The 24,613-nt window shown below is 61.9% G+C and carries 23 protein-coding genes and 1 tRNA gene; 18 read left to right on the forward strand and 6 right to left on the reverse strand.

Annotated features, from left to right (window positions below; genetic code table 11):
* Positions 1 to 182: 182 nt before the first annotated feature.
* Both HFX_RS01650 and HFX_RS01655 read left to right on the forward strand, forming a co-directional pair.
* Positions 183 to 611, forward strand: a complete 429-nt coding sequence (locus tag HFX_RS01650; RefSeq protein WP_004058161.1) for a 30S ribosomal protein S12 — start codon at positions 183 to 185, stop codon at positions 609 to 611.
* Positions 612 to 613: 2 nt separating this feature from the next.
* The gene (locus HFX_RS01655) at positions 614 to 1,228 is read left to right on the forward strand and encodes a 30S ribosomal protein S7 (RefSeq protein ID WP_004058159.1); all 615 of its coding nucleotides are present in this window, start codon (positions 614 to 616) and stop codon (positions 1,226 to 1,228) included.
* 142 nt (positions 1,229 to 1,370) lie between these two features.
* Here the strand turns inward: HFX_RS01655 and HFX_RS01660 are convergent, their stop codons facing one another.
* Entirely contained in the window at positions 1,371 to 2,126 is a 756-nt protein-coding gene (locus tag HFX_RS01660; RefSeq protein ID WP_004058157.1) for a DUF5781 family protein, read from the reverse strand.
* Between the two features lie 188 nt (positions 2,127 to 2,314).
* Between HFX_RS01660 and HFX_RS01665 the strand changes: the two genes are divergently transcribed.
* From HFX_RS01665 to HFX_RS01705, 9 genes are all read left to right on the forward strand, one after another.
* Positions 2,315 to 4,498 carry an elongation factor EF-2 gene (locus tag HFX_RS01665; RefSeq protein ID WP_004058155.1) on the forward strand — a complete coding sequence of 728 codons (2,184 nt, stop codon included), beginning with the start codon at positions 2,315 to 2,317 and terminating at the stop codon, positions 4,496 to 4,498.
* A gap of 291 nt (positions 4,499 to 4,789) precedes the next feature.
* Complete coding sequence (locus HFX_RS01670) at positions 4,790 to 5,359, forward strand: amino acid-binding protein (RefSeq protein WP_014732091.1); 570 nt, start codon at positions 4,790 to 4,792, stop codon at positions 5,357 to 5,359.
* Positions 5,356 to 6,309: a homoserine dehydrogenase gene (locus HFX_RS01675; RefSeq protein ID WP_004058150.1), complete on the forward strand. Its 954-nt coding sequence runs from the start codon at positions 5,356 to 5,358 to the stop codon at positions 6,307 to 6,309. Before HFX_RS01670 ends, HFX_RS01675 begins: the two co-directional genes overlap by 4 nt.
* A gap of 190 nt (positions 6,310 to 6,499) precedes the next feature.
* Complete coding sequence (gene tuf / locus HFX_RS01680) at positions 6,500 to 7,765, forward strand: translation elongation factor EF-1 subunit alpha (RefSeq protein WP_004058148.1); 1,266 nt, start codon at positions 6,500 to 6,502, stop codon at positions 7,763 to 7,765.
* A gap of 2 nt (positions 7,766 to 7,767) precedes the next feature.
* Positions 7,768 to 8,076: a 30S ribosomal protein S10 gene (gene rpsJ / locus HFX_RS01685; RefSeq protein ID WP_004044563.1), complete on the forward strand. Its 309-nt coding sequence runs from the start codon at positions 7,768 to 7,770 to the stop codon at positions 8,074 to 8,076.
* 259 nt (positions 8,077 to 8,335) lie between these two features.
* Positions 8,336 to 8,407, forward strand: a tRNA-Ala gene (locus HFX_RS01690).
* A 488-nt stretch (positions 8,408 to 8,895) separates the two neighbouring features.
* A complete protein-coding gene (locus tag HFX_RS01695) occupies positions 8,896 to 9,267 on the forward strand; it encodes a hypothetical protein (RefSeq protein WP_004058145.1) in 372 nt (123 codons plus the stop codon).
* Between the two features lie 138 nt (positions 9,268 to 9,405).
* Positions 9,406 to 11,010, forward strand: coding sequence for a PAS domain-containing protein (locus HFX_RS01700; RefSeq protein ID WP_004058142.1), 1,605 nt, complete (start codon positions 9,406 to 9,408; stop codon positions 11,008 to 11,010).
* A gap of 164 nt (positions 11,011 to 11,174) precedes the next feature.
* Complete coding sequence (locus tag HFX_RS01705) at positions 11,175 to 11,408, forward strand: DUF7385 family protein (RefSeq protein WP_004058140.1); 234 nt, start codon at positions 11,175 to 11,177, stop codon at positions 11,406 to 11,408.
* Between the two features lie 36 nt (positions 11,409 to 11,444).
* On the opposite strand, the gene HFX_RS01710 is transcribed toward HFX_RS01705, so the two are convergent.
* The 3 genes from HFX_RS01710 to HFX_RS01720 form a co-directional block, all read right to left on the reverse strand.
* Entirely contained in the window at positions 11,445 to 11,663 is a 219-nt protein-coding gene (locus HFX_RS01710; protein WP_004058138.1) for a hypothetical protein, read from the reverse strand.
* Positions 11,664 to 11,732: 69 nt separating this feature from the next.
* Positions 11,733 to 13,052, reverse strand: a complete 1,320-nt coding sequence (locus tag HFX_RS01715; RefSeq protein WP_004058136.1) for an RNB domain-containing ribonuclease — start codon at positions 13,050 to 13,052, stop codon at positions 11,733 to 11,735.
* Between the two features lie 137 nt (positions 13,053 to 13,189).
* Entirely contained in the window at positions 13,190 to 13,507 is a 318-nt protein-coding gene (locus tag HFX_RS01720; RefSeq protein WP_004058135.1) for a DUF7562 family protein, read from the reverse strand.
* Positions 13,508 to 13,652: 145 nt separating this feature from the next.
* Between HFX_RS01720 and HFX_RS01725 the strand changes: the two genes are divergently transcribed.
* On the forward strand, positions 13,653 to 14,132 hold the full coding sequence (locus HFX_RS01725) for an RNA-binding protein (RefSeq protein ID WP_004058133.1): 480 nt from the start codon (positions 13,653 to 13,655) through the stop codon (positions 14,130 to 14,132).
* Positions 14,133 to 14,161: 29 nt separating this feature from the next.
* Here the strand turns inward: HFX_RS01725 and HFX_RS01730 are convergent, their stop codons facing one another.
* On the reverse strand, positions 14,162 to 14,890 hold the full coding sequence (locus HFX_RS01730) for a DUF1028 domain-containing protein (RefSeq protein WP_004058131.1): 729 nt from the start codon (positions 14,888 to 14,890) through the stop codon (positions 14,162 to 14,164).
* 157 nt (positions 14,891 to 15,047) lie between these two features.
* Between HFX_RS01730 and HFX_RS01735 the strand changes: the two genes are divergently transcribed.
* Positions 15,048 to 15,404, forward strand: a complete 357-nt coding sequence (locus tag HFX_RS01735) for a cell division protein SepF (protein ID WP_004058128.1) — start codon at positions 15,048 to 15,050, stop codon at positions 15,402 to 15,404.
* A gap of 96 nt (positions 15,405 to 15,500) precedes the next feature.
* Positions 15,501 to 18,449 (forward strand): excinuclease ABC subunit UvrA, encoded by a 2,949-nt coding sequence (uvrA, locus tag HFX_RS01740; protein ID WP_004058126.1) that lies wholly within the window; start codon positions 15,501 to 15,503, stop codon positions 18,447 to 18,449.
* Positions 18,450 to 18,492: 43 nt separating this feature from the next.
* On the opposite strand, the gene HFX_RS01745 is transcribed toward uvrA, so the two are convergent.
* Complete coding sequence (locus tag HFX_RS01745; protein WP_004058125.1) at positions 18,493 to 20,445, reverse strand: COG1361 S-layer family protein; 1,953 nt, start codon at positions 20,443 to 20,445, stop codon at positions 18,493 to 18,495.
* Positions 20,446 to 20,582: 137 nt separating this feature from the next.
* Here HFX_RS01745 and HFX_RS01750 point away from each other — a divergent pair, with 137 nt between their 5' ends.
* From HFX_RS01750 to HFX_RS01765, 4 genes are all read left to right on the forward strand, one after another.
* Complete coding sequence (locus tag HFX_RS01750) at positions 20,583 to 21,530, forward strand: ABC transporter ATP-binding protein (protein WP_004058122.1); 948 nt, start codon at positions 20,583 to 20,585, stop codon at positions 21,528 to 21,530.
* Positions 21,523 to 22,326 (forward strand): ABC transporter permease subunit, encoded by an 804-nt coding sequence (locus HFX_RS01755; RefSeq protein WP_004058120.1) that lies wholly within the window; start codon positions 21,523 to 21,525, stop codon positions 22,324 to 22,326. The genes HFX_RS01750 and HFX_RS01755 overlap by 8 nt, the downstream gene beginning before the upstream one ends.
* 76 nt (positions 22,327 to 22,402) lie before the next feature.
* Complete coding sequence (locus HFX_RS01760; RefSeq protein WP_004058118.1) at positions 22,403 to 23,419, forward strand: WD40/YVTN/BNR-like repeat-containing protein; 1,017 nt, start codon at positions 22,403 to 22,405, stop codon at positions 23,417 to 23,419.
* Between the two features lie 82 nt (positions 23,420 to 23,501).
* Positions 23,502 to 24,584 carry a geranylgeranyl reductase family protein gene (locus HFX_RS01765; protein WP_004058116.1) on the forward strand — a complete coding sequence of 361 codons (1,083 nt, stop codon included), beginning with the start codon at positions 23,502 to 23,504 and terminating at the stop codon, positions 24,582 to 24,584.
* Positions 24,585 to 24,613 lie beyond the last annotated feature (29 nt).

Genomic DNA, 24,613 nt, shown 5'->3' on the forward strand with positions numbered 1-24,613 from the left:
TCTTCAACCGAAACGACACACTCTCCGGCCAGTTCAGTCCCTCTCCGTCCACGAGGGACCGTCGTTGTAATCGACGAGACGGCCTCAGATTCGTCCTTAGGGGTCGCTAATCGCTCCTGAATCCGTCTCGCCGGATTCGAAAAGGGAGGCTTAAGTAGCTCCATCTGGAAATCACGTTCACTATGGCGAACGGCAAATACGCCGCGCGCAAGCTCAAGAAGGACCGGCAGAAGCGCCGATGGTCCGACTCTGAGTACGCGCGCCGTGAGCGCGGTCTCGGCAAGAAGTCCGACCCGCTCGAGGGTGCCCCGCAGGGTCGTGGCATCGTCCTCGAGAAGGTTGGTATCGAAGCAAAGCAGCCGAACTCGGCAATCCGGAAATGTGTCCGTGTTCAGCTCATCAAGAACGGAAAGCAGGTCACCGCGTTCTGTCCCGGTGACGGTGCAATCTCGTTCATCGACGAGCACGACGAAGTGACCATCGCCGGTATCGGTGGTGCGAAGGGTCGCGCAATGGGTGACCTTTCGGGTGTCAACTACAAGGTCGAGAAGGTCAACGGTGTCTCGATGATCGAACTCGTCCGTGGAAACGCTGAGAAGCCGGTGCGCTAACCATGTCGGAAAGCGACGCCCCCGAACCTGAATCCCCCGCCAGCAGCGAGGAAGCAGAGCAGAACGCGCTTCTGTTCGGCGTCTGGGACGTGTCCGAAATCGAATACACGGACCCCAGTATGAGCCGCTACATCAAGGCGACGCCTATTGCCCACACGATGGGCCGTCACGCCTCGAAGCAGTTCAAGAAGAGCGAAATCAGCATCGTCGAGCGCCTCATCAACCGTCTGATGCAGACGGAGGACAACACGGGCCACAAGCAGAAGACGATGAAGATTGTCAAGGACGCCTTCGAAATCGTCAACGAGCGCTCCGAGGAGAATCCCGTTCAGGTGCTCGTCAGCGCTGTCGAGAACGCCGGTCCCCGTGAGGAGACCGTCCGTCTCAAGTACGGTGGCATCTCGGTCCCGCAGGCCGTCGACGTTGCGCCCCAGCGCCGTGTCGACGAGGCACTGAAGTTCATCGCACAGGGTACCCTCAGCGGTTCCTATAAGTCCAAGACGACCGCCGCCGAAGCGCTCGCACAGCAGCTCATCGGCGCGGCCGACTACGACGTTCAGACGTACGCTATCTCGCAGAAAGAAGAGAAAGAGCGCGTCGCAGAAGCGGCCCGGTAATCTCTCATCTCTCTTCCGTTTTCGCACACTGCTGAGTGCTGACGCTGTTCGCAGTTCCTCGGCGAAACCGTGGCGGACGCCGTCTTCGCCTCTCCCCCGACATTTCTCGACTGCGCGCTCGCTTCGACACCCGGTGGCCGTCTCAGTCGGCGGCGACGTTCGACCCGACGACGTAGTTTTTCACCACGTCGACGAGGGTTCGCCGGTACTCGCTCTTCGAGGGGTCGGCGGCGAGCGTGCGGAAGTGTTCTTTGAACGTCTCCAACGATACCGACGGCGCGTCGTCTGCCGCGGCGTGTGCGAGGTCGTAGAGTCGGTGGTCCGTGTCGACGAGGTCGTGGCGCTCGACCAACGCGAGTGCGAACGCCGCGTTTACCGCCGTAATCTCCGGGTCCGAACCACTGGTGACGAGTTGCGACCCCGGTCTGCCAGTGGAACGGGGGCGGTCAGCGAGCGCGGCCGCGAGTTGTGATTCGAGGAACTGAACGAGTTTGTCCGCGGGCGCGACGGCGAGCGTCAGGTCATCAGCGTAGATGTCCTTGCAGTGATTCGCAATCTGATAGCAATGGACGAGTTTTCGCCGTTCGACTGTCCGTCCCGCGAGGGCGAGAAAGACGGCTTCCTGTGTCGATTGGTAGTGCGAGACGTGACCCTCCTCGTTGAGGGCCATGTGCGACAACTCGTGGAGCGCAAGCTCGCGAGCCATCGCGCTGGTCGCGGCCTGTCGTGAAATGTTGAGGACGTGGTGGTCCTGATAGTGACCGGCCCACGTGCGGGAATCTGGGTCTTCGCGCACGTGTACGATAACTGGATACAAAAGCTCGAACTCGGTTTCGAACAGGTCGGCGGCGCTCAAGAACGGGTCTGCCGGTGCGCCCCCGAATACTCGGAGGTCCATTCGTAATTGAGTAATGCTACCGATAGACATGACTCTTGCGCCGTCCCCCGAACGGACGCACGAACACCAGACAGTCTGACTATCGTGACAAAAATGCTCATACCCCGGCAGTAGGGCGGCTGAAAATGTCGAATCCGCTCGGGAAAAACACTACTCTTTTGACCCTCCTGCCGGTAGACCTCTGTATAATGGGCCGACGAAAGAAGATCGTCCAGGAATGTGAGAAACTGATGGACAAGCCGGAACAGATCCGGAACATTGCCATCGCTGCTCACGTCGACCACGGCAAGACGACCCTCTCCGACAACCTCCTCGCAGGTGCGGGCATGATCTCTGACGAGACTGCCGGCCAGCAGCTTGCGATGGACACGAAGGAAGACGAACAGGAACGCGGCATCACCATCGACGCCGCAAACGTCTCGATGACGCACGAGTACGAAGATGAGAACCACCTCATCAACCTCATCGACACGCCGGGCCACGTCGACTTCGGTGGCGACGTGACGCGTGCGATGCGCGCCGTCGACGGTGCGCTCGTCGTTGTCGACGCTGTCGAGGGTGCCATGCCGCAGACCGAGACGGTTCTGCGCCAGGCACTCCGCGAGGGTGTCAAGCCGGCCCTGTTCATCAACAAGGTCGACCGCCTCATCAACGAACTGCAGGAAGGTCCCGAGGAGATGCAGCAGCGTCTCGTCGACGTCATCTCCGACGTTAACGACCTCATCCGCGGCATGACCGAAGAGAAGGACTACGACTGGACTGTCTCCGTCGAAGAGGGGACCGTCGCGTTCGGGTCTGCCCTCTACAAGTGGGGTGTCTCCATGCCGTCGATGGAAGAGACCGGTATCTCCTTCGGCGACATCATGGAGCTCGAACGTGCGAGTAACCGTCAGGAACTCCACGAGCGCACGCCGCTTTCGGACGTCGTTCTCGACATGGTTGCGGAGCACTTCCCCGACCCGCTCGACGCCCAGCCCCGTCGTATCCCGACGGTCTGGCGTGGTGACGCCGAGTCCGACCTCGCGCATCAGATGCGCGACGTCGACGACGACGGCGAAGTCGTCTTCATGGTGACCGACATCGCGATGGACCCCCACGCGGGCGAAATTGCGACGGGTCGCCTCTTCTCCGGTACCATCCGCAAGGGTCAGGAACTCTACGTCTCCGGGACTGCGGGCAAGAACCGCGTCCAGTCTGTCGGTGTCTTCATGGGGAGTGAGCGTGAGGAACTCGACCGCGGTATCCCCGCAGGGAACATCGCGGCCGTTACGGGTCTCCGTGACGCCATCGCGGGTTCCACCGTCTCGTCCGTCGAGATGACGCCGTTCGAGTCCATCGAACACATCTCCGAGCCTGTCATCACGAAGTCCGTCGAGGCAGAGCGCATGGACGACCTGCCGAAGCTCATCGAGACGCTCCAGCAGGTCGCAAAGGAAGACCCGACCATCCGCATCGAGATTAACGAGGACACTGGCGAGCACCTGATCTCCGGTCAGGGTGAACTCCACCTCGAAGTCATCACGCAGCGTATCCGCGACAACCAGGGCATCCCGGTCCGCACCGGTGAGCCGATTGTTGTCTACCGCGAGCAGGTTCAGGGCTCCTCCCACGAAGTCGAGGGTGTCTCCCCCAACCGCCACAACAAGTTCTACATCACGGCGGAACCCCTCTCGCAGGACATCGTCGACGACATCAAGCTCGGCGAAATCTCGATGGACATGCCCGAACTGGAGCGCCGTGAGGCACTGCAGGAAGCCGGCATGGACAAGGATACGTCCCAGAACGTCGAACACATCCACGGGACGAACATTCTCATCGACGACACGAAGGGTATCCAGCACCTCAACGAGACGATGGAGCTCGTCATCGAGGGTCTCGAAGAGGCACTCGACGACGGTCCGCTCGCTGCGGAACCCGTCCAGGGTACGCTTCTCCGTCTCCACGACGCGAAGCTCCACGAGGACACCATCCACCGTGGTCCCGCACAGGTCATCCCTGCGACGCGTGACGCGGTCCACCGCTCGCTCATCGCGGGTGAGGTGAAGCTCCTCGAACCCATCCAGAACGTCCGCATCGACGTTCCGTCCGACTACATGGGCTCGGCCTCCGGCGAGATTCAGGGTCGCCGCGGCCGCGTCGACGACATGTACCAGGAAGGTGACCTCATGGTCATCGAGGGTATCGCACCCGTCGAAGAGATGATTGGCTTCTCCTCGGACGTTCGCTCCGCCACGGAAGGCCGCGCCTCCTGGAACACGGAGAACGCCGGCTTCCGCGTGCTCTCGGACAATCTCCAGCGCGAGAAGATTATGGAGATTCGCGAGCGTAAGGGTATGAAGCTCGAACTCTCGCAGGCTATCGACTACATCTAACGAGCGCACTCGCGCTTTTTTCGTTTATTACGCACCCAGCGACTGCACTGCTCGGTTGGCCCGCGGGCACTGCGTCGCTTTCGCCGCCCGTGTCCGGCACCGTGTGTCACATGCCAGCACGATATCGACATCGGCAAACCGTGTCGGCTACGAAGGCTTATACCGCGTGGCCGAATCACGAACACATATGCCTAGGGGCACGTATCCCGACTCCTGGTGCGTCGACGCGAAACTACGGCTGAGCCACGCGTCGCCGACAACAATGTCGGGGCGGCCCACGGAGGTGGGACGATGAGCACACAGGACCTCGACGGCGAGAGCGATGCCGAAACCGACGGTGGCGGCGAGATGCCGAAACCGCACACGGTTCGGCTCGAACTCGTCGACGAACCCGGCCAACTCCTCGCTGCGCTCCAGCCCATCGCCGAAAACGGAGGTAACCTCCTCTCGATTTTCCACGAACGCGGGAATCTGACCCCGCGAGGACACATTCCGGTCGAGGTGGACCTCGAGTGTCCGCCGGACCGATTCGAAGGTATCGTTGACGCCCTTCGCGACGCTGGTGTCAACGTCATCCGCGCCGGCGCGGAGCACTTCGGTGAGGAGATAACGCTCCTCTTGGTCGGTGACCTCGTCGACTCCGACCTCTCGGACACGCTTTACCGAATCGAGGAGTCCGCGGACGCGACGGTGACGGACCTGTCACTATCTGCACCCTCTGGGACGAAAGAAACGTCAAGTGCGCGACTGAGACTCGCTGCGCGGTCGGGCAAGACTTCGGCGACGCTCTCTGTCGTCCGCGATATCGCTGCGGAAAAAGACCTACATGTCGTCGAGCCGCTCCCGGAGGAGTCAGCATGACGCTTCGACTCGCCGTCCTCGGTGCAGGTGCTGTCGGCGGTTCCGTTCTGGACCTCGCCAGTACGTACGGACACGAGGTTGTCGCATTCGCCGACTCTTCGTCGTCGGTGACCGACTCGACCGGGCTGGACCCCGAGACAGTGCGCGCGCGCAAGGAGCGCGATGGCATCGTTGGCGACGCCGACCCCGATGCGGTGTTCGACACGAACTACGATGTACTCATCGAGGCGACGCCGACCACGCTCGGTGACGCCGAACCGGGTTTCTCGCACGTCGAGCGCGCGCTGCTCGACGACCGCCACGTCGTCTTGGCGAACAAAGGTCCCGTGGCGGAGCGCTACGCCGACCTGCGCGCCCTCGAAGCAGAAAGCGAGGGTCGCGTCCAGTTCGAGGCGACGGTTGGCGGGGCGATTCCGGTCCTCTCGACGATTTCTGACCTCGGCGCAGGTCACGTGACTGCCGCACGCGGTGTCCTCAATGGGACGGCCAACTTCATCCTCTCGCGCATGGCCGCGGAAGGACTCGACTACGAGCACGTCCTCGCGGAGGCACAGGACCTCGGTGTCGCCGAGGCGGACCCGTCGTTCGACGTAGACGGCATCGACGCCGCTCTGAAGTTCGTCATCCTCGCAAACGTCTTGAGCGACGGCGAGACCGAGTACCGTCTCGATGACGCCGAGGTGGAGGGTATCCGGAACGTTCCCGGAACCGCTCTCGACCTCGCCGCGGAGGACGGGCGCACGGTCCGACTCATCGGTGAGGCGACCGCCGATGGCGTCCGCGTGGCTCCGCGGTTGGTGCCACAGGGGTCGACGCTAGCCGTCACGGGCACGCAGAACATCGTTCAGTTGGAGACGAAACACGCTGGTCAACTGAACATTAGCGGCCGCGGAGCGGGTGGTCCGGAGACGGCAACGGCTGTTTTGTCGGACGTTTCCCGATTCGAGTAACGGCTTTTCTGGCCTGTAGGGGCCACCTCGCGGTGTTTCGTCACCTGCTGTCGTTCACCATTTCGAGAGTATGGTATGGTTCCGCAAATCGCAGTACGGCGCTTAGACGGCTCGTAGAGCGTATCGAAATCGTTTTAGGGGTTTCAGCAAAAACACTCCCCACAGAGCGCCTTAGCGCGTGAATACACCAATGAGCGACAAACCCCACCAGAACCTGGCCATTATCGGCCACGTCGACCACGGTAAGAGTACGCTCGTCGGCCGACTCCTGTTCGAGACCGGCTCCGTCCCGGAGCACGTCATCGAGCAGCACCGAGAGGAGGCCGAGGAGAAAGGCAAGGGCGGATTCGAATTCGCCTACGTCATGGACAACCTCGCAGAAGAGCGCGAGCGCGGTGTCACCATCGACATCGCCCACCAGGAATTCGACACGGATGAGTTCTACTTCACCATCGTCGACTGTCCTGGCCACCGCGACTTCGTCAAGAACATGATCACCGGTGCTTCGCAGGCTGACAACGCGGTCCTCGTCGTCGCTGCTGACGACGGTGTCGCGCCGCAGACCCGCGAGCACGTCTTCCTCGCCCGCACCCTGGGCATCGGCGAACTCATCATCGCAGTCAACAAGATGGACGTCGTCGACTACAGCGAAGACAAGTACAACGACGTCAAGGAGCAGGTCACCCAGCTCCTCAAGCAGGTCCGTTTCAACTCGGACGACGCGACGTTCGTGCCGATTTCCGCCTTCGAGGGCGACAACATCGCCGAGCGCTCCGACAACACCTCCTGGTACGATGACGACATCCTCCTCGAGGCACTCAACGACCTGCCGGCACCGCAGCCGCCGACGGACGCGCCGCTGCGCCTGCCCATTCAGGACGTTTACACCATCTCCGGCATCGGTACGGTTCCTGTCGGACGTATCGAGACGGGTACCCTCAACCCCGGCGACAACGTGAGCTTCCAGCCCTCTGACGTCGGCGGCGAGGTCAAGACCGTCGAGATGCACCACGAAGAAGTCGACCAGGCTGGTCCTGGCGACAACGTTGGTTTCAACGTTCGTGGCGTCGGCAAGGACGACATCCGCCGCGGCGACGTCTGTGGCCCGGCCGACGAGCCGCCGAAGGTCGCCGAGACCTTCCAGGCGCAGGTCGTCGTCATGCAGCACCCCTCGGTCATCACCGCTGGCTACACGCCGGTCTTCCACGCCCACACGGCGCAGGTCGCGTGTACCATCGAGTCGATCGACCAGAAGCTCGACCCCGCGTCGGGTGAGGTCGCTGAGGAGAACCCGGACTTCATCAAGTCCGGCGACGCTGCTATCGTGACCGTCCGTCCGCAGAAGCCGCTCAGCATCGAGCCGTCCTCCGAGATTCCGGAACTCGGCAGCTTCGCTGTCCGTGACATGGGTCAGACCATCGCGGCCGGCAAAGTGCTCGAAGTCAACGAGCGATAACGATGCAACAGGCACGCGTTCGGCTCGCCGGCACGAGTCCGGAAGACCTCGACGATATCTGCGACGACGTCCGCGAGATTGCAAACAAGACGGGCGTCAACCTCAGCGGGCCGATCCCGCTGCCCACGAAGACGCTCGAAGTCCCCGCCCGAAAATCGCCTGACGGCGAGGGGACGGCTACGTGGGAGCACTGGGAGATGCGCGTCCACAAGCGTCTCATCGACCTCGACGCTGACGAACGCGCTCTGCGCCAGCTGATGCGCGTTCAGGTTCCGAACGACGTCAGCATCGAGATCGTCCTCGAAGACTAAGCACACGGTTCTGTCCGGTCTCTCGGACATACCGTTCGTGACGGTTCGTCCGTCACACTCGCGGCTGTCGAGGCGCGCGTCCGGAGGACTCTGCCTCCGAGCTGATTGTCAGCGCTAAGGCGCGTGTCATCTCACCTTCCATTCGACACGCCGGAAGCCACACGACTGCACGACCACCCGATGGAACGGGATGCTATTGCATGCCCGGCTACCGACGAAACATAGGGTATAAGTGTATCCCACGACTCCGTGGGAATGAGGGCTCGTAGATCAGTGGCAGATCGCTTCCTTCGCAAGGAAGAGGCCCGGGGTTCAAATCCCCGCGAGTCCATTTCCTTCCGTTCACTACGTTCACTCCAGTCAATGGACTCGCTTGCCCCCACGAACTCGCAGGCTCGTTCGTGGGGACCCCGCGAGTCCACTGCGTTCTGACGACGCTATCTATCGAGATGTGAGTTCCGACCGCGAGAATCAACTCAAGAGCGGAACGACGAAATATAGGACGATAGCAACACGCTCGACCCGGACTTAGGGGCCTTGACTGGTGAAGGGGAGGTTTGATGGACCGCTATCACGTTACCGCCGTTGGAGATTCCGGCTCTGGGAAGACACCTTCCTCCGAGAGGTACACGACACGTTCTCCGGACTCTCCATTTGGACCGGACGCCGGAGATATCTCCGGGCGTGACCCCAATGATATGAGAGAAATTTTTGTGGCTTAAGGGGCGAGACTCCCATCCATCTTCACTTCCACCGAAACCACCACTTTCACTCCGCTCTTGGCGGACCCTCTTTACACGCCCGCCCGACGGCAAGGATATGCAGACCGGACACGGAACGCCCCCGTCGGACCCGACTGCGCTCTTCCACGATATCGTCTCAACACTCCGCGAGACGCGCTCTGGAGTCCACCAACACCGGATGGCACAGACGCTCCTCCAGAAGGACGCGAGCGGGTCGCGCTTGGTTGCGCTTATCGACGATGCCGAACGTGCAGTGTTCTTCAATCCCGCCTCGCGGACGTTGGAGGCGGTTCCCTTCGACCGCGACGGAACACACGAATCAGACGCCAAATCGCTCTCACAGCGATTGAGCGACCCGACAGCGTGGGTGGAGACGCACGCGGCGTCGCTTGAGTGGGTGCACCCGCACTATCGGTGGGCGTGCGGGATGAGTCGCGAGGACGAGTAGGTCCGTATTTTCGAGACAACTCGAGTCCTCTCGATGAGGACGATGTCACGTACGAAGTATCCCTGCCGTATTCAAGGATAGACTAGTGTCACCATGTGAGCAGAATTACTATATTCAATAACTCTGAACTACATATTCATGGCTGGCACGATTAAAGCACTGCACGTAGATGACGATCCGGCTTCTACGGACCTGACTGCGGAATTTCTCGAACGCGAGAACGAGAATCTCAGTGTGGTGTCAGCAACCAGTGCGGAAGAGGGGCTGTGTCGGCTTGCCGAGACCGACATCGACTGTGTCATTAGCGACTACGACATGCCCGGTCAGACAGGAATCGATTTTCTCAAAGCTGTCCGCGAAGAGTATCCCGACCTCCCGTTTATCCTGTTTACTGGGAAAGGTTCGGAAGAAGTTGCAGCCGATGCAATCTCCGCCGGAGCGACTGATTACATCCAGAAAGAGACCGGTACCGGTCAGTACACGGTGTTAGCCAATCGAATCACGAATACCGTCGCACAATACCGTGCACGCCGCCAATCTGAACGTGCCAACCGCCGGCGCCGCCAGACGCTCACGCGAATCACTGACGGATTCGTTGAGATGGATGCCGACTTCACAGTCACAGACGTGAACGAACAGACTGTGGAACTGACGGGACTCGCGCGCGAGGAACTCATCGGTAGCAACTACCAGGACGATATTGTCGAGGGTGACTCGGATGCATCGTTCGAAGAGTACAAACACGTTCTCGCCACCGGAGAGGCGCGTACCATCGAGGCTCGATCAGATATCAACCCGAATCGGTGGGTCGAAGAGCGGATTTTTCCCACCGAGGCCGGAGACGGTATCTACGTCTACTTTCGGGACATCACCGAACGCAAACGGCGAGAACAGAAACTCCAGGCACAAACCAGACGGCTCCAGGGCGTTCTCGATAGCGTGCAGGCCGCACTCTGGATGCGAGACACGGACAGCCAGTTCATTCTGACAAATCAGAATTTCCGAGAACTATTCGATATCGATGACGAGCGAGACGTCACTGGAAAACGGTTAGATGAGTTGTTCGATGCGGAACTCGTCGAGTTGTTCAGGACTACTGACGAGCGTGTCTCGTCGTCCGGCGAACCACTCGAGAGAGAAGAGGCGATTGAGACGGGAGACGGCACGAAGGTGTGTCTCCTGAGACTCACACCGCTTTTCGACGACAACGGCGAGGTACTTTCGACGGTCGGTGCTGCCGTGGATATAACCGAACGAAAGGAGCGAGAACAGACGTTAACTGCCCTCCATAGAGCCGCACAGAAAATCGAGCAATCGGCTGACGAGAGCACGGTATACGAGACGCTCGTCGAAACTGCCGAAAACGTGCTACATTTCGACCTCGTCACGGTTGACATCGAACGAGACGGGTACCTGATTCAGGAGGTATGGAAACCTAACAGCCGCAAAGTGGAGTACTACGAGCGGACACCTATCGAAGCGAACGAAACGGTCGCCGCGCAGGCCTACAATCGTCAGGAGACAATCGTCATCGACGATCTCAGAACGACTGACATCACGCCCGCCGACCCCGACTATCGGTCGGCAATCACAGTTCCTATCGGAACGTTCGGGACGTTTCAGGCGGTGCTGAGTGACGTCGGTGCATTCGATGAATCTGATCAGGAGTTCGCCGAACTGCTCGTCGATCACGCTCGGGTGAAACTCGCCCAGCTCGATGGCACGTTGGAACGCCGAGAGTAACTGCGGCGAAGCGGCGGTCGTTCCCGCTGTAAGGTTGACGTTACTCCTCTCTCGATGTTACTCCCCCCGCGTTCTCAGAGAATCGTTCGGGTTCGTCTACAGAAAAGGCAAGTCAGTGTGTCCGACCGTGAAGAATTATACACGCTCCGCGCACACCCACACCCATGAACGACGAGGAACTCGACGAACTTCGGTCGTCACTGACGCCCTACGAGTCAAGCGGCGGGGTCACCACCTACCAGAACACCGTCGCAATCGCCTGCCCGGCGTGCGAGAACCCCTTCGACGATCTGGTTGTCTGCGAAGACGACTACAACAGTCTCGAACTGAGCATGATGCTCGACCTGTGTGTGACCCAGCACGACGGCGACGTGCTGTTGTTCACCCACAAGCAATGACGTTCTCCCCCGGCGTTCACGCCGGAGTAACCCTGCTCATTCGTGGCTCCGTACGCCACCATCGATAGTCGTCTCTTCGGCAATCGTCTCCGCTTGGACGAATCCCGAGATGACCCACGAAACGAGAGCCGAAACCGCGGCCGAGAGGAGTCCTGTTTTAGCACCTGCTTTCCAGCCCTCGGTGAGTGTACCGGCGACGAATCCGAAGCAGAAGCCGACGACTGCACTGAAGACGGCACTGGCGAGTCGATTCATACGTCCCCAACGGGTGCCGAGGTGAAAAATATCGGTTGAGTATCGAGCTTCGGCAACCCGGTATCGCGCTTATTCGCTCGGCGGAAGCCCGTTTTCGTCGATAACGTCTCCGTCTTCGTCGACGGTGACGATACCGCGGTTGTTGACGGCGTAGGGGTCGAGCCCGACTTCTTCGAGGAACTGCTTGTAGAGTCGTTCGGCCGTCTCGGCGTCCTTCTGGCGGTCCGAGGCGCGGTCACAAAGTTCGACAAGGTCCTCTGGCACGTCGTTTTCGTGGACAATCCAGTGGTTGATGAGGTCCGACAGGCGGCGGATGGGCGAGGTGAAGTGCCCGTAGATGTCGAAGTTGAGCGCGTAGTGGCCGCCGAAGGGGTCGTTCATATACTTCGCGCGGGGCATGACCTTCAGCACGGCGCGCTGAATCTTGTTGAGCGCGCGGGAGTTCGCGCTTTCGAGCGCGTCGTTGACGGCTTTCCGGGGTTCGTCCCACGACGTGGACTGGATGCTCACGCCGTCGAGTTCGGTAATCTCACGGAGAGCCTTGTCCCACTGGTCGGGAGTCGGCTGTGGGTGGACGCGGTACATCGCTTCGACGCCGCGGTTCCACATGAGTTCGTGCGTGACGGCCTTGTTGGCCTTCAGCATGCACTCTTCGATGATGGTGTGGGCGCGGTCGCGACTCGGATTGAGGACCAGCGAGCCGTCTTCCTTCCGCTGTTCGTGAAGCTGGTCAGCGAGGTCGAACACCAGCGCGTTCTCCTCGTGGAGCGGCAGTTCGGGGTCGTCGAGGCGGTTCTCACACTGCGTGTAGGTGAGGCGTTCGTTGGAGTGAATGACGGACTTGTAGATGTCGATAGACTCGAACGAGAGCGTGTCCTTCTTGATTTCCATCTCGACGGTGTGCGCCAGTCGGTCCTCGTTGGGGACGAGCGAACAGACTGTCTCGGCCAGCGCCGGGGGAAGCATGTGGATAGTGTAGGCGGGCAGGTAGACGGTGTTGCCGCGCTTGACGGCCTCGGCCCACATCTCTGACCCGGGGTGGACGTAGTGGGTCACGTCGGCGATGTGGACCCACAGCGTGTACGTTTCTTCGTTCTCGCGGATGCTCAGGGCGTCGTCGAAGTCCTGTGCGTCTATGGGGTCAGTTGTCCACGTCGTCAGGTCCCGAAGGTCCTGACGGTGTTCGAGTTCGTCTTCGATCTCCTCGTGGACGCCTTCGGTGCGGGCGCGCGCCTCCGAGAGGACTTCCGGCGGGAACTTGTCGCGAATCTCGAACTCCTTGAACAACTCTTCGCGCTTGTTCTGCAGGTGCCGCGCGAGTTCGGCGTCAATCTCCACCGGTCCTTGCCCTTCGGCGGTCCCGGCATACGCCTGCGAGTCGTCTGACATGGCCCCGACTAGACGGGGCAGGGAGAAATGCGTGTCGGGCGAGGCGAGCACGACGGAAAACGAGGCCACTGCCGACACAGTTTCGGAACCGGCCGATAGCGGTGGAAGCAGCGACGACGTGTGGGAACTGTGGTGTATTAACTACGTTCGTCCCACCGTTCGCGGCCGCCGGGCGGTTCGTACCGCTCTTTGACGGCGTCGAAGTACCGAACCAAGAACTCTTCGTCGGAGATGCCGTGTTCTTCGATGTCGACGAGGAGTCCTTCGAGTTCCTCGCGTGGCTGATGACAGAGTTCCCGATAACAGGCCTTACAGAGGTGTTCGAATCGTTTGCCGTGTCGTTCCCAGCGGTTCCCCTCTTTGTCGTATTCGCGCGCCGCCGACCGGATAACTGAGTCACCGCATGCGATGCACACGACCCGCTTCCGGTCCCGGTTGCTCCGGGAGCGCCACATATCACTGAAGTGGACCCAGTCGTACTTAGCAGTTTTTCCCACCCTGTCGGCCACATGTCAGACAACGTGGGGAATACCCCGATGACTGGGTATTCGTTCGACGCGGAGCGGTCGATTTATCGGCGGTGAGCGTCCACGACCCGGTATGAAGGTCAAGTCTCGCCACCATCTCCGCAGCGACGAAATCGACGCGTTGTGCGAATCCATCGAATCGTCACTCGGCGTCCGTCTCGACGGTGACGCCTTCGAAGCAGTCGAGTTCGCGGATGCGGACTACGATATCGTCCTCGTCGACGGTGAACCGGCCGTTATGTACATCGATGACCAGCCGTTCTTGACGGTCAAAGGTGCGAATCAGTTCCCGCCGACGACGAACGTCGTCACCGTCGACGCGGGCGCGGTTTCGTTCGTCTCCAGCGGGGCCGACGTGATGCGCCCCGGCATCACCGAGGCGGACGAATCTATCGAAGCCGGCGACCTCGTCGCCATCGCCGAAGAGAACCACAGCAAGGTCCTCGCAGTCGGCCGTGCGCTCGAAGACGGCGACGACCTCGTCGGCGACTCCGGAAAGGTTGTCGAGTCCATCCACCACGTTGGCGACGACCTGTTCGACTTCTCAGTCTGATTTTTGCTTCGTTGCGGCCGCGCCGTCTCTCACTCGGCGTATTTCTCGATGGCCGCTTCGTAGCCTTCTCGCGCCAGCGCGAACGTCTCGCGCAGGTCTCGTAGCGGCGTCTTCGACGCGTCCACCCGGAGGTCGTTGTAGTATGGCTCCATCTCGCGGTCTTCGGTCGAGGTCACGACGACCGCCGCACTCTGTATTTCGAGGTCGTCGCGCTTGTCGCCACCGGCGGTGTGACCCGCGCCGAGCGCGTCGATGAGGCGTCTCACCAGTAGTCTGTCACGGCTACTTCGCTCGTAGGATTCGGCCGTCGCGTCGACAACCGACTCGTCCGTGAGCAGGTTCCCCGCGACAGTGTAGTTGTCTCTCTCGCGGCGTCCGGTTTCTCCGTGGTGACCGGCTTCCTCGTGGTGGCGGGTTCCCTCGCGGTGACCGGCCCACCCGAGACAGTTGTCCCCCGTGAAGGCGAAGGTCCCGTCGGCATCGACGCCGTGGAGTTGGCGCTCCGCACGACTCTCGTCGGCGTTCAGAAGCGACCGGAGCGCGTCGTCCACCGCGACGCCGTCTTCGAGGTACGACAGCCCCTTGCGGCCGAGTTCTGGGTTCGTCACCGCCTGTGTCGCAACTGCGCCGTGTTCACTTGCAAAGGGACAGAGGGCACCGACGCCCGGAAGTCGGGTCGTCACGGCCACGCCGAAGCGATGCTGGTCAACCCCGTCGGCATCGACGTACTCCTCGTGGACACAGATGCTGAGTGTCATAGTGTGACACTGGGTGGAGTGCGGTAAACATCCGGCGGAATCGCCCGCGAGCGTCGGTTGTGATACCTGTGCGGTATCGTTTGCACTCTGATACATATCTATTATCCGACAAACGTCTGACGTAAGAACTAACCCCGTCGTGACCGCTCTACGTGCTATGGGTATCATGAGTAAGATTCTCGGTGGTGGTGGCTCCCGAACGACCGAGGACTACGTCGAACTCGACCTCGACGACTTTGACACCGCTCGCGGAGACGCTGGCATCTCGGTCCACATCGCGGAAATCGGCGGACAGCAGGATGTCATCGCCATCAAGGACGCCGTCTACGACGGCAACATGGTCATCGCTGACATCATCCGGCATACGACCTCCGACAACACGATGGAACACATTATCGACGACCTTCGACAGGTCGCGCACGAGGTCGACGGCGACATCGTCCAGAAGGGCGACGACCAGATTATCATCACGCCGTCCGGCGTCTCTGTCTCGCGCCGCAAACTCACCACCTAATTTTCCCCGTTCGCTGCGGGTGGGAGGCCCGCAACTTGCGGTTCGGATAGCCCGAACCGATGCCTATTCGGTCCCCTCGTCCCTAGAGTCGTCCGAATGAGCAAGGACCACATCGAGGTTCGTGGTGCCGAAGAGCACAACCTCAAGGACCTCGACGTCCGCATCCCTCGCGAGACGTTCACCGTCGTTACCGGCCTGTCGGGGTCGGGCAAGTCCTCCCTCGCGTTCGATACGGTTTACGCGGAGGGACAACGCCGCTACATCGAGTCGCTGTCGGCGTACGCACGGAACTTCCTCGGCCAGATGGACAAGCCGAAAGTTGAGGCCGTCGAGGGTCTCTCCCCCGCTATCTCCATCGACCAGAAAAACGGGGCGAACAATCCGCGGTCGACCGTCGGAACTGTCACGGAACTCCACGACTATCTCCGTCTCCTGTACGCCCGCGTCGGCACACAGTACGACCCCATCACGGGCGAGGAAGTCGGCGAGCAGTCCGCACAGGACATGGTCGACCAGATTCTCGAACTCCCCGAGGGAACCCGCGCGAAAATCGTCGCGCCGGTCGTCCGTGACCAGAAAGGCGAGTTCAAGGACCTCTTTTCGGACCTCGTCTCCGAGGGCTACGCCCGCGTCGAAGTCGACGGCGAGGAGTTCGACCTCTCCTTCGAGACGCCCGAACTCGACAAGAACTACGACCATACCATCGACGTGGTCGTCGACCGCGTGAAGGTCGCGCCCGACGCGCGCTCCCGCATCGCTGACTCCGTCGAAACCGCACTGGAGGAGGCAAACGGCGTCCTCAAACTCATCGTTCCGGACCCGCCGGAAGACCTCCCCTTCGCGTCCAACACGCGCTCGACGGGGTCGCTCGCGGGCGACGGCGACGACCGACTCGTCGTGGAGTTCTCCGAAGAACTCGGTAACCCGAACTCCTCGTTCCGATTTTCCGAAATCGAGACGCGCTCCTTTTCGTTCAACAGCCCCCACGGGGCCTGTCCGGAGTGTGAGGGTCTCGGCAAGGCGAAGGAAGTCGACCCCGACCTCGTCGTCACCGACCCGTCGAAACCGCTCAAGCACGTCTTCGAACCGTGGAGCTACAACCGGACCTATTATCGAAGACAACTCGACAACGTCGCCGACCACTTCGGCGTCAGCGTGAACACGCCGTTCGAGGACCTCGACGAAGAGATACAGGACGCCTTCCTCTTCGGAACGTCCGAAGACGTAGTCTTCGAGTGGACGACGAAAAACGGCACTCGACACAAAGAACACCCCTTCGAGGGCGTCGTCGGCAACCTCGAACGCCGCCACGTCGAGACGGACTCCGAGCGGACGCGCGACCACATCGAGGAGTTCATGGCCGTCACGACCTGCCCCGAGTGCAACGGGTCGCGCCTCAAAGAGCAGTCTCGCCACGTCCGCGTCGGCGGGACGACGCTTCCCGAAGTCAACCGCATGACCATCGCGGGCGCACTCGAACACTTCGAAGGCCTCGAAACCGACCTCTCGGAGCGCGAACGCACCATCGCACAGGAGATTCTCAAGGAGATTCGTGCCCGCCTCGGCTTCATGACCGAAGTCGGTCTGGAGTACCTGACGCTGGACCGCGAAGCCGCGACACTCTCCGGCGGCGAATCACAGCGTATCCGCCTCGCCACGCAGGTCGGGTCGGGTCTCGTCGGCGTCCTCTACGTCCTTGACGAGCCGTCTATCGGGCTTCACCAGCGCGACAACGACAAACTACTGAACACGCTCGAAGGCCTCCGCGACCTCGGAAACACGCTCATCGTCGTCGAACACGACGAGGAGACGATGCGCCGGGCCGACGAAATCATCGACATGGGTCCCGGCCCGGGCAAGCGCGGCGGCGAAGTCGTCGCACAGGGCGACTTCGACGACATCGTCGCGGCCGACAACTCCATCACGGCCGACTATCTCTCGGGCCGCAAAGACATCGACGTACCCGAAACCCGGCGCGAGGGAGACGGTGAACTCGTCGTCCGCGGCGCGCGACAGCACAACCTCAAGGACCTCGACGTGCCCATCCCGCTCGGGACGTTCACCGCCATCACCGGCGTTTCCGGGTCGGGCAAGTCCACCTTGATGCACGAAATCCTCTACAAGGGTCTCGCCCGCCGGATGAACGACAACACCTCCGTCGACCCCGGCGAGCACGACGCCATCGAGGGGTACGACCAAATCGAGACGGTGCGACTCATCGACCAGTCGCCCATCGGGCGCACTCCGCGGTCGAACCCCGCGACCTACACCGGCGTCTTCGACTACGTCCGCGAACTGTTCGCCCAGACGAAACTCTCCAAACAGCGCGGCTACGAGAAGGGTCGGTTCTCCTTCAACGTCAAAGGCGGCCGCTGTGAGGCCTGTAAGGGTCAGGGGAACGTCAAAATCGAGATGAACTTCCTCTCGGACGTGTACGTCCCCTGTGAGGAGTGTCACGGCGACCGGTACAACGCCGAAACGCTCGACGTTCGCTACAAGGGCAAGACCATCGCCGACGTGCTCCAGATGGAAGTGGACGAAGCCCTCGACTTCTTCGAGGCCAACTCGCAGATTCGCCGTCGCCTCCAACTGCTCCACGACGTCGGTCTCGGCTACATGCAACTCGGCCAGCCGTCGACCACGCTCTCCGGCGGGGAAGCCCAGCGCGTGAAACTCGCCGAAGAACTCGGCAAGAAGCAGACCGGCGACACGCTCTACCTGCTCGACGAACCGACGACGGGGCTTCACAAAGAAGACGAGCGGAAACTCATCGACGTGCTCCAGCGACTCGCGGACAACGGCAACACCGTCCTCGTGGTCGAGCACGAACTCGACCTCGTGAAGAACGCGGACAACATCATCGACCTCGGTCCCGAAGGCGGCGACGGCGGCGGGACCATCGTCGCCAGCGGCACGCCCGAAGCAGTCGCCCGGAACCCCGATTCCCACACCGGCCGGTACCTCCGCGACTATCTCCCAGACGTGGACAAAGAAGGGCCACGCTCCGACCGCCGCAAGCCCGCGAAGGTTCCGAACGACGACTGAACTCCGCACGCTCACATTCCGCTCGTGAATCTCGTTTTGATACTCACCGTCGCCGATACCACCAGTAGCTGACGCCCGCGAGTACGAGTATCGAGACACCTGCGGGAAGCATTGGGAACGTCGCTGTCGGTTCCACCACGTCGACGGCGACCTGTTGGGTTCCGGTCGAGAGTTGTCGCCCGGCGTCGTCCTCGTAGCTCACGTCTACGCCGACGACCTGCGTTTTCGCTACTGCGTCTCCACTGACTTCGAGGTCGAAGACGACGAGTCTCGTCTCGCCCGCTTCCAGTCGTGGGATGAAGGCGACGGCGTCCTCGCTGGAGAGCGGCTCTTCCGCAACGAGGCGAACCGTCACGTCGGTTTTCGGCGTGTCCTCGGTGTTCGTCACCGCGAGGACGAGCCGTCCGGAAGCGTCCACTTCGAACGTCGCGTTTTGCGGTTCGACCGCGACGGCGGGGTCACGCGTGCTCACCGACGCGAGTACGTCGGTCCGGTCGACCGCTCGCATTTCATTGCCCGGCGACCGGTATTCGACGGCGAACGGGAGGCGGTGTACGCCGGGTGTCGACCCCTCGGAAAGTCCGATTGCATATTCGAACTCGGTGGATTCGCCCGGTTCAAGCGTCCCGACGGCGACTTCTGGGTCGGTCGGCGTCAGTGCCGTGCCCTCGGATTCGAGGCGAAGCACCACGTCACGCGCTTCCGCTTCACCCACATTTTCGATGGTCCCGGTGACGCGTCCGACGCCGCCGGCTCTGAGGGTGCTCTCGGTGACGGTGACGGCGAATGCCGGACCAGCACCGGGGTCGAGTCCAGCGACGAGCGACTCGGTCTTCCGGTTGCCGCCGGGATTACGGAAGTTCACAGTCACATCTAGCGAGTATGGGCGGTCGAGGGCGTCGTCGGCGACGCGGGTTCTGAAGCTCACACGCTTTGTTTCTCCCGGTTCCCACGCGCCAACGTAGGCTTCTGCTGTGGACGCGCCAGCACCGAAGGTCACCTCGGAGTCGGTCGACTGGACGCCGACTGTCGTATCTCTCGCGGTCGAATCGCCCACGTTCACGAGTTCGAGCGTCAGCGTTCCGGTGTCACCGACGGCGACGGTAGAGTCGACATCTTCGAGTTCGAAAGCGGCACCGCGGGTCGGTCGCACTCCGGCAACCAGTTGCCGCGAGGTTCGTTCTTGGCCGTTTCCGTCGCGGTAGGTCACGGCGAGGTTGACCGCGTAGTTCCGCACGATGGCATCGTCGGCGACGCGGGTACGGAACTCGACGAACTCGGTCTCGCCCGAATTCCACTCACCAACGTAGCTCTCCGCAGCGGTGCCGCCGTTCCCGAAGGTCACCTCGGAGTCTGCTGAGGTGATAGTCACGGTGGCCTCGTGGGCATCGACAGGCCCGACGTTCTCTATCTCGACGGTGACCGTTCCGCTGTCGCCAACCGCGAGGTCGGTGTCTACGTCCTGAATCTCGAATGCGGGCCGCCGTTCCACGACGACCGTAAGGGCCCGCGTGACGTTTCTGGTCTGGTGTGTGGTTTGGACTGTCTCGCCGTCGATGGTCACCGACGAGGTGTATTCGTAGGAGAACTCGACCGGAATCTCGTAGGTTCCGGGCGGTGCCTCCTCTGCGACGCGGAGTCGAAGCGACGCCGGCTCAGAGACGCCTTCAGGAACGGTCCCGACCGGGACCTCGCCACTCACGACGGTAATCGGTCCCTTCGACTTGCCACGGAACGTCAGCGCGCGCGCCGTCTGGACGAGTGCTTCGTACTCCTCGGGACCGTCGTCCGTGACGGTTCCCGAGTTCACGACGAACACGTCGATGGTATTCTCACTCCCCGGCGCGAGCCGGTTTTCCGGTGCGATAATAGAGAGGCCGGGGCTTCCGGCGACACGAGTTTCGGCCCCGACGGTGCCAGTTGCTCCAGCAAGGACAGACAGGGCGATGAATATGGCGAGGACTCCCGCGCTCGCTCGCCGTCCGCGTCGAACCATGATTGTGCCGACCGGCGGGATAGAACCGTCGTTCAGACACGTCAAATACGCTCGTGACGCTATTAACAGCAACTCTACGCTCTCACGAAGCAGAACGTCGCACAAGGAATAGGTTCGCGGCAGACCTACGTAGGACTATGTCCGTCCCCGCCATCGACATCGACGGCCTCACCAAGTTCTACGGGGATGTCCGCGGCGTCGAGGACCTCAGCCTCTCGGTTCCCGAGGGCGAACTGTTCGGGTTTCTGGGTCCCAACGGCGCGGGAAAATCGACGACGATTCGACTTCTTCTCGGATTGCTCAAACCGACCGACGGAACCGCGAGTATCCTCGGGACCCCGGTTGACGACCGGGCGGGCTTCCTCAACGTGCTCGAACACGTCGGTCACATTCCTAGTGACCCGCAGTTCTACGACGAGGTTTCCGGGCGAAAGACGCTCGATTACTTCGCGCGCCTCTCCGGCGACACTCGGCGCGACAAACTCCTCGACCGCTTTCCGGTCCCACTCGACCGCCCGGTCCGCGCGTACTCGCGGGGGAATCGTCAGAAACTCGCCATCGTGCAGGCGTTCATGCACGAACCGCGGATGGTCATCATGGACGAACCGACCGCCGGGTTGGACCCACTCGTCCAACAGGAGTTCTACGACTTCCTCCATGAGGAGCGCAGTCGCGGCGTGACGGTGTTTTTCTCCACCCACATTCTCAGCGAAGTCCGACAGGTCTGCGATCAGGTCGCCATCATTCGGGAGGGGAAACTCGCCGCCGTCGAACACATCGACGACCTCCTCGAACGAAGCGGGAAGGTTGTCACGCTCCAGTCGACGGAGCCGATCGACCTCACGGATTTCGAATTTGACGAGACCATCGACGCCCGTCTCGAACCCGATGGGTCGCTCCGACTCGTCATCTCGGGGAACTACGACGCTCTCGTAGACGCCCTCGACGACTACCGCGTCGATGACCTCGAAGTCCGCGAGACGGCCATCGAAGACGTGTTCATGCACTTCTACGATACCGAGGAAGACAGCGAGGCGGGCGGCGACACCGCACCCGAGGAGTCTGGAGCGGGTCCCGATGCGTGAACTCGACATCGCATCGTTCGAGTTCTCGCGGCGGCGACGCGGTATCGTCATCGTCAGCGCGCTGCTCGTCGCGACGGTCGGGCTCACCATCGCGGTCTTTCCGTCGTTCGGGCAGTCGGATATCGACTTCACCGAACTACTAGAGTCGTATCCGGAGGAATTTCGGACGGCCTTCGTCGGGAGCGTCACGGACCTCTCTTCTCTGGAGGGATATCTCGTCGTCGAACTCTACCAACTCGTCTGGTTGCTCATCGTCGGGAGCTACTTCGCCTACGCGGCGGGGTCGCTCATCGCGGGCGAGGTCGAGCGCCAGTCGGCTGAACTCGTCCTCGTTCGCCCGGTCTCGCGCACCCGGTTCGTCGTGGGAAAGTTCCTCGCGATGCTTCCCGCAGTCGCATTCGTCGATTTCGTCGTCTTCGCGGCCGTCGTCTTCGGTGCTGGCCTCATCGACGAGGAGATTCACCTCACCCAACTCCTCATGGTCCACGGGGTCGGTGGTCTCTACCTCGTCGCGTGCGTCGCCATCGGTCTCCTCGCTTCGGCGTTCTTCCAGCGGGTTCGCCGGGCGCAAGGGACCGCCATCGGCGTCGTCTTCGGGTCGTTTCTCCTCGACTCGTTGACGCTCGATACCGATTACGAGTTCCTCGGGTCGCTCTCGCTCACCCGCTACATCGACCCGGGCGAACTCCTCGTCGCCGGTGACGTAGATTGGGGTGGCGTCGCTATCCTTCTCACTGCGACGTGCGTGCTCGTGGTCCTCGCGGCCGAGGTGTTCGAACGCCACGACTTGTCGTAGCCGGGGTCGAACCGGTTCGTAAACAGATGTGTCGCCTCGCCCCCGACCTTTTACTCTGCAGACACGTATCCTCTCCATGCATCTCTACGCAGCAGCAAATGGTGCGGTCCTCTCGGTCACCGGGACCCTAGATAACCCGCAAACCAACTCGCTGGACGACCTGCAGACCACTCGACGTCTCGACGAACACCGTATCGAGTGCATCGCCGCCGACCCACGAGAACCGCATCGGGCCTTCTGCGGCACCTTCGATGCAGGACTATTCCGGACGAGAGACGGTGGTGATACGTGGCACTCAGTGGGGGAAGACACCGTTCTGGAGTCGGTGACGAGCCTCGCTATCTCCCCCACCGACCCCGACGTGGTCTACACCGGAAGCGAACCATCGGCTGTGTTCAGGTCGGTTGACGGGGGTGAGACGTGGACTGAACTTCCTCCACTCTCGGACCTCGAATCATCGTCAATGTGGGCGTTCCCGCCGCGGCCACACACCCACCATGCGCGTTGGATCGAAATGGACCCGACGGACCCCGATAGGCTCTTCGTTGCAATCGAAGCGGGCGCGCTCGTCCGGTCGCTTGATGGCGGCGAGACGTGGCAGGACCGCGTGCCGTCGAGTAAGCGAGACGTTCACTCGATGACGACACATCCCGACAAGCCGGGACACGTCTGGGTTGCCGCGGGCGACGGCTACGCCGAGAGTAACGATGGCGGGAAAACGTGGACGACGCCGACAGAAGGACTCGGCCATGGCTACTGCTGGAGCGTCGTCGTCGACTCGGGGGACCCCGATTCGGCCCTCGTGACTGCCGCGAGCAGCGCGATGCGCGCCCACTCGGTCGAGACTGCTGAGACCTTCCTCTACCGCCGCCACGACGACGAGCCGTGGGAACGCCTCGACGAGACTGGCCTTCCGACCGGCACCGGCGTCACGCGCGCCGTCTTGGCTGCCGGACAGGCCGCGGGCGAGTGTTACGCCGTGAACGACCGCGGCCTCTACCGAACGACCGATTTCGGCGATTCGTGGAGCCGACTCGATATTCCGTGGCCGGGGGAGCGACAGACTGCGTCGGGACTTGCGGTTGTCGAGTAGGCCAGATGTGGTCGATTGCCGAGTCGGTTCGTTCGCCGTCCGAAGCGAGAAGATTCATGAGTCGTCGCGCCAACGCCCGATTATGTACGATTTCGCCGTCGTCGGCGTCGGTCCCGCCGGTGCGCGGTTCGCTCGCCGCGCGGCCGAGGCGGGTTACGACGTGCTCGCACTGGAGAAAGGCGAGGTCGGGACGCCCCTCGCGTGCTCCGGCCACGTTAGCACCGATATCTGGGACTACGTCCCCGACGAGGCGCGTGACCACCTCTTTCAGAATCGCATCTACGGGGCCGACTTCCACGTCGGCGGCCCGAACTCGAAGGCCTACCCGTTCTACAAACAGTCCGAAGTCTCGAACGTCATCGACCGCGTCGAACTCGACCGGACGCTCGCCGACTGCGCCCGCGAGGCCGGTGCGGACGTTCGTGAGGGCTACACCGTCACCGCAATCGACGAACTCGATGACCGGGTTCGGCTGACAGTCAGCGTGGCCGGCGAGGCCGGGACCGTCTCCTTCGAGGCGAAGATGGTCGCGGGTTGTGACGGCCCGACCTCTCGGGTCCGCCGGTCGCTCGACCTTCCCGAACCGACAGAGACGCTCCACGGCGTCCTCGCCTTCGACCCCGAACCGGACGATGGCGACTTCGTTGACGTTCACCTCACGGTCCCGCGCTTTTTCGCGTGGCGCATCCCGCGCGGTGATGCGGGCGTCGAGTACGGTCTCGCCGCTCCGCCGGGTGCGGAAGTCAACGAGATGTTCGACGTGCTCACGAACACCTACGACGTGGAGACGGAGCACTTCTGTTCCGGCGCAATTCCTATCGGCCCTCCGGACCGAACGACGACCCGACGGGCGTTCCTCATCGGCGACGCCGCCGCACAGACAAAGCCCTTTACCGGCGGCGGCATCCTCTATGGGATGACGTCCGCGGACCACGCAGCCGCGGTCATCGACCCCGACGACCCGGAGACACTCGCCGACTACGAGGAGGCGTGGCGCGACACGCTCTCCAGAGAGATTCGACTCGGCCACCTCGTGCGCAAGTGCTACTCGTTCCCCGAGTGGCTCCAGCACGTCGGACTCCGGGGGCTGTCGGGTGAAATCGGCGTTCACATGGACAAACCGAGTTCGTTCTTCTCGCGTGAACACCTGAAGAAGTTGTTCTGAGGACGAGACGGGGGCGTTTCCCCTCGTCG

It is taken from the genome of Haloferax mediterranei ATCC 33500, from assembly GCF_000306765.2.
Lineage (GTDB): Archaea > Halobacteriota > Halobacteria > Halobacteriales > Haloferacaceae > Haloferax > Haloferax mediterranei.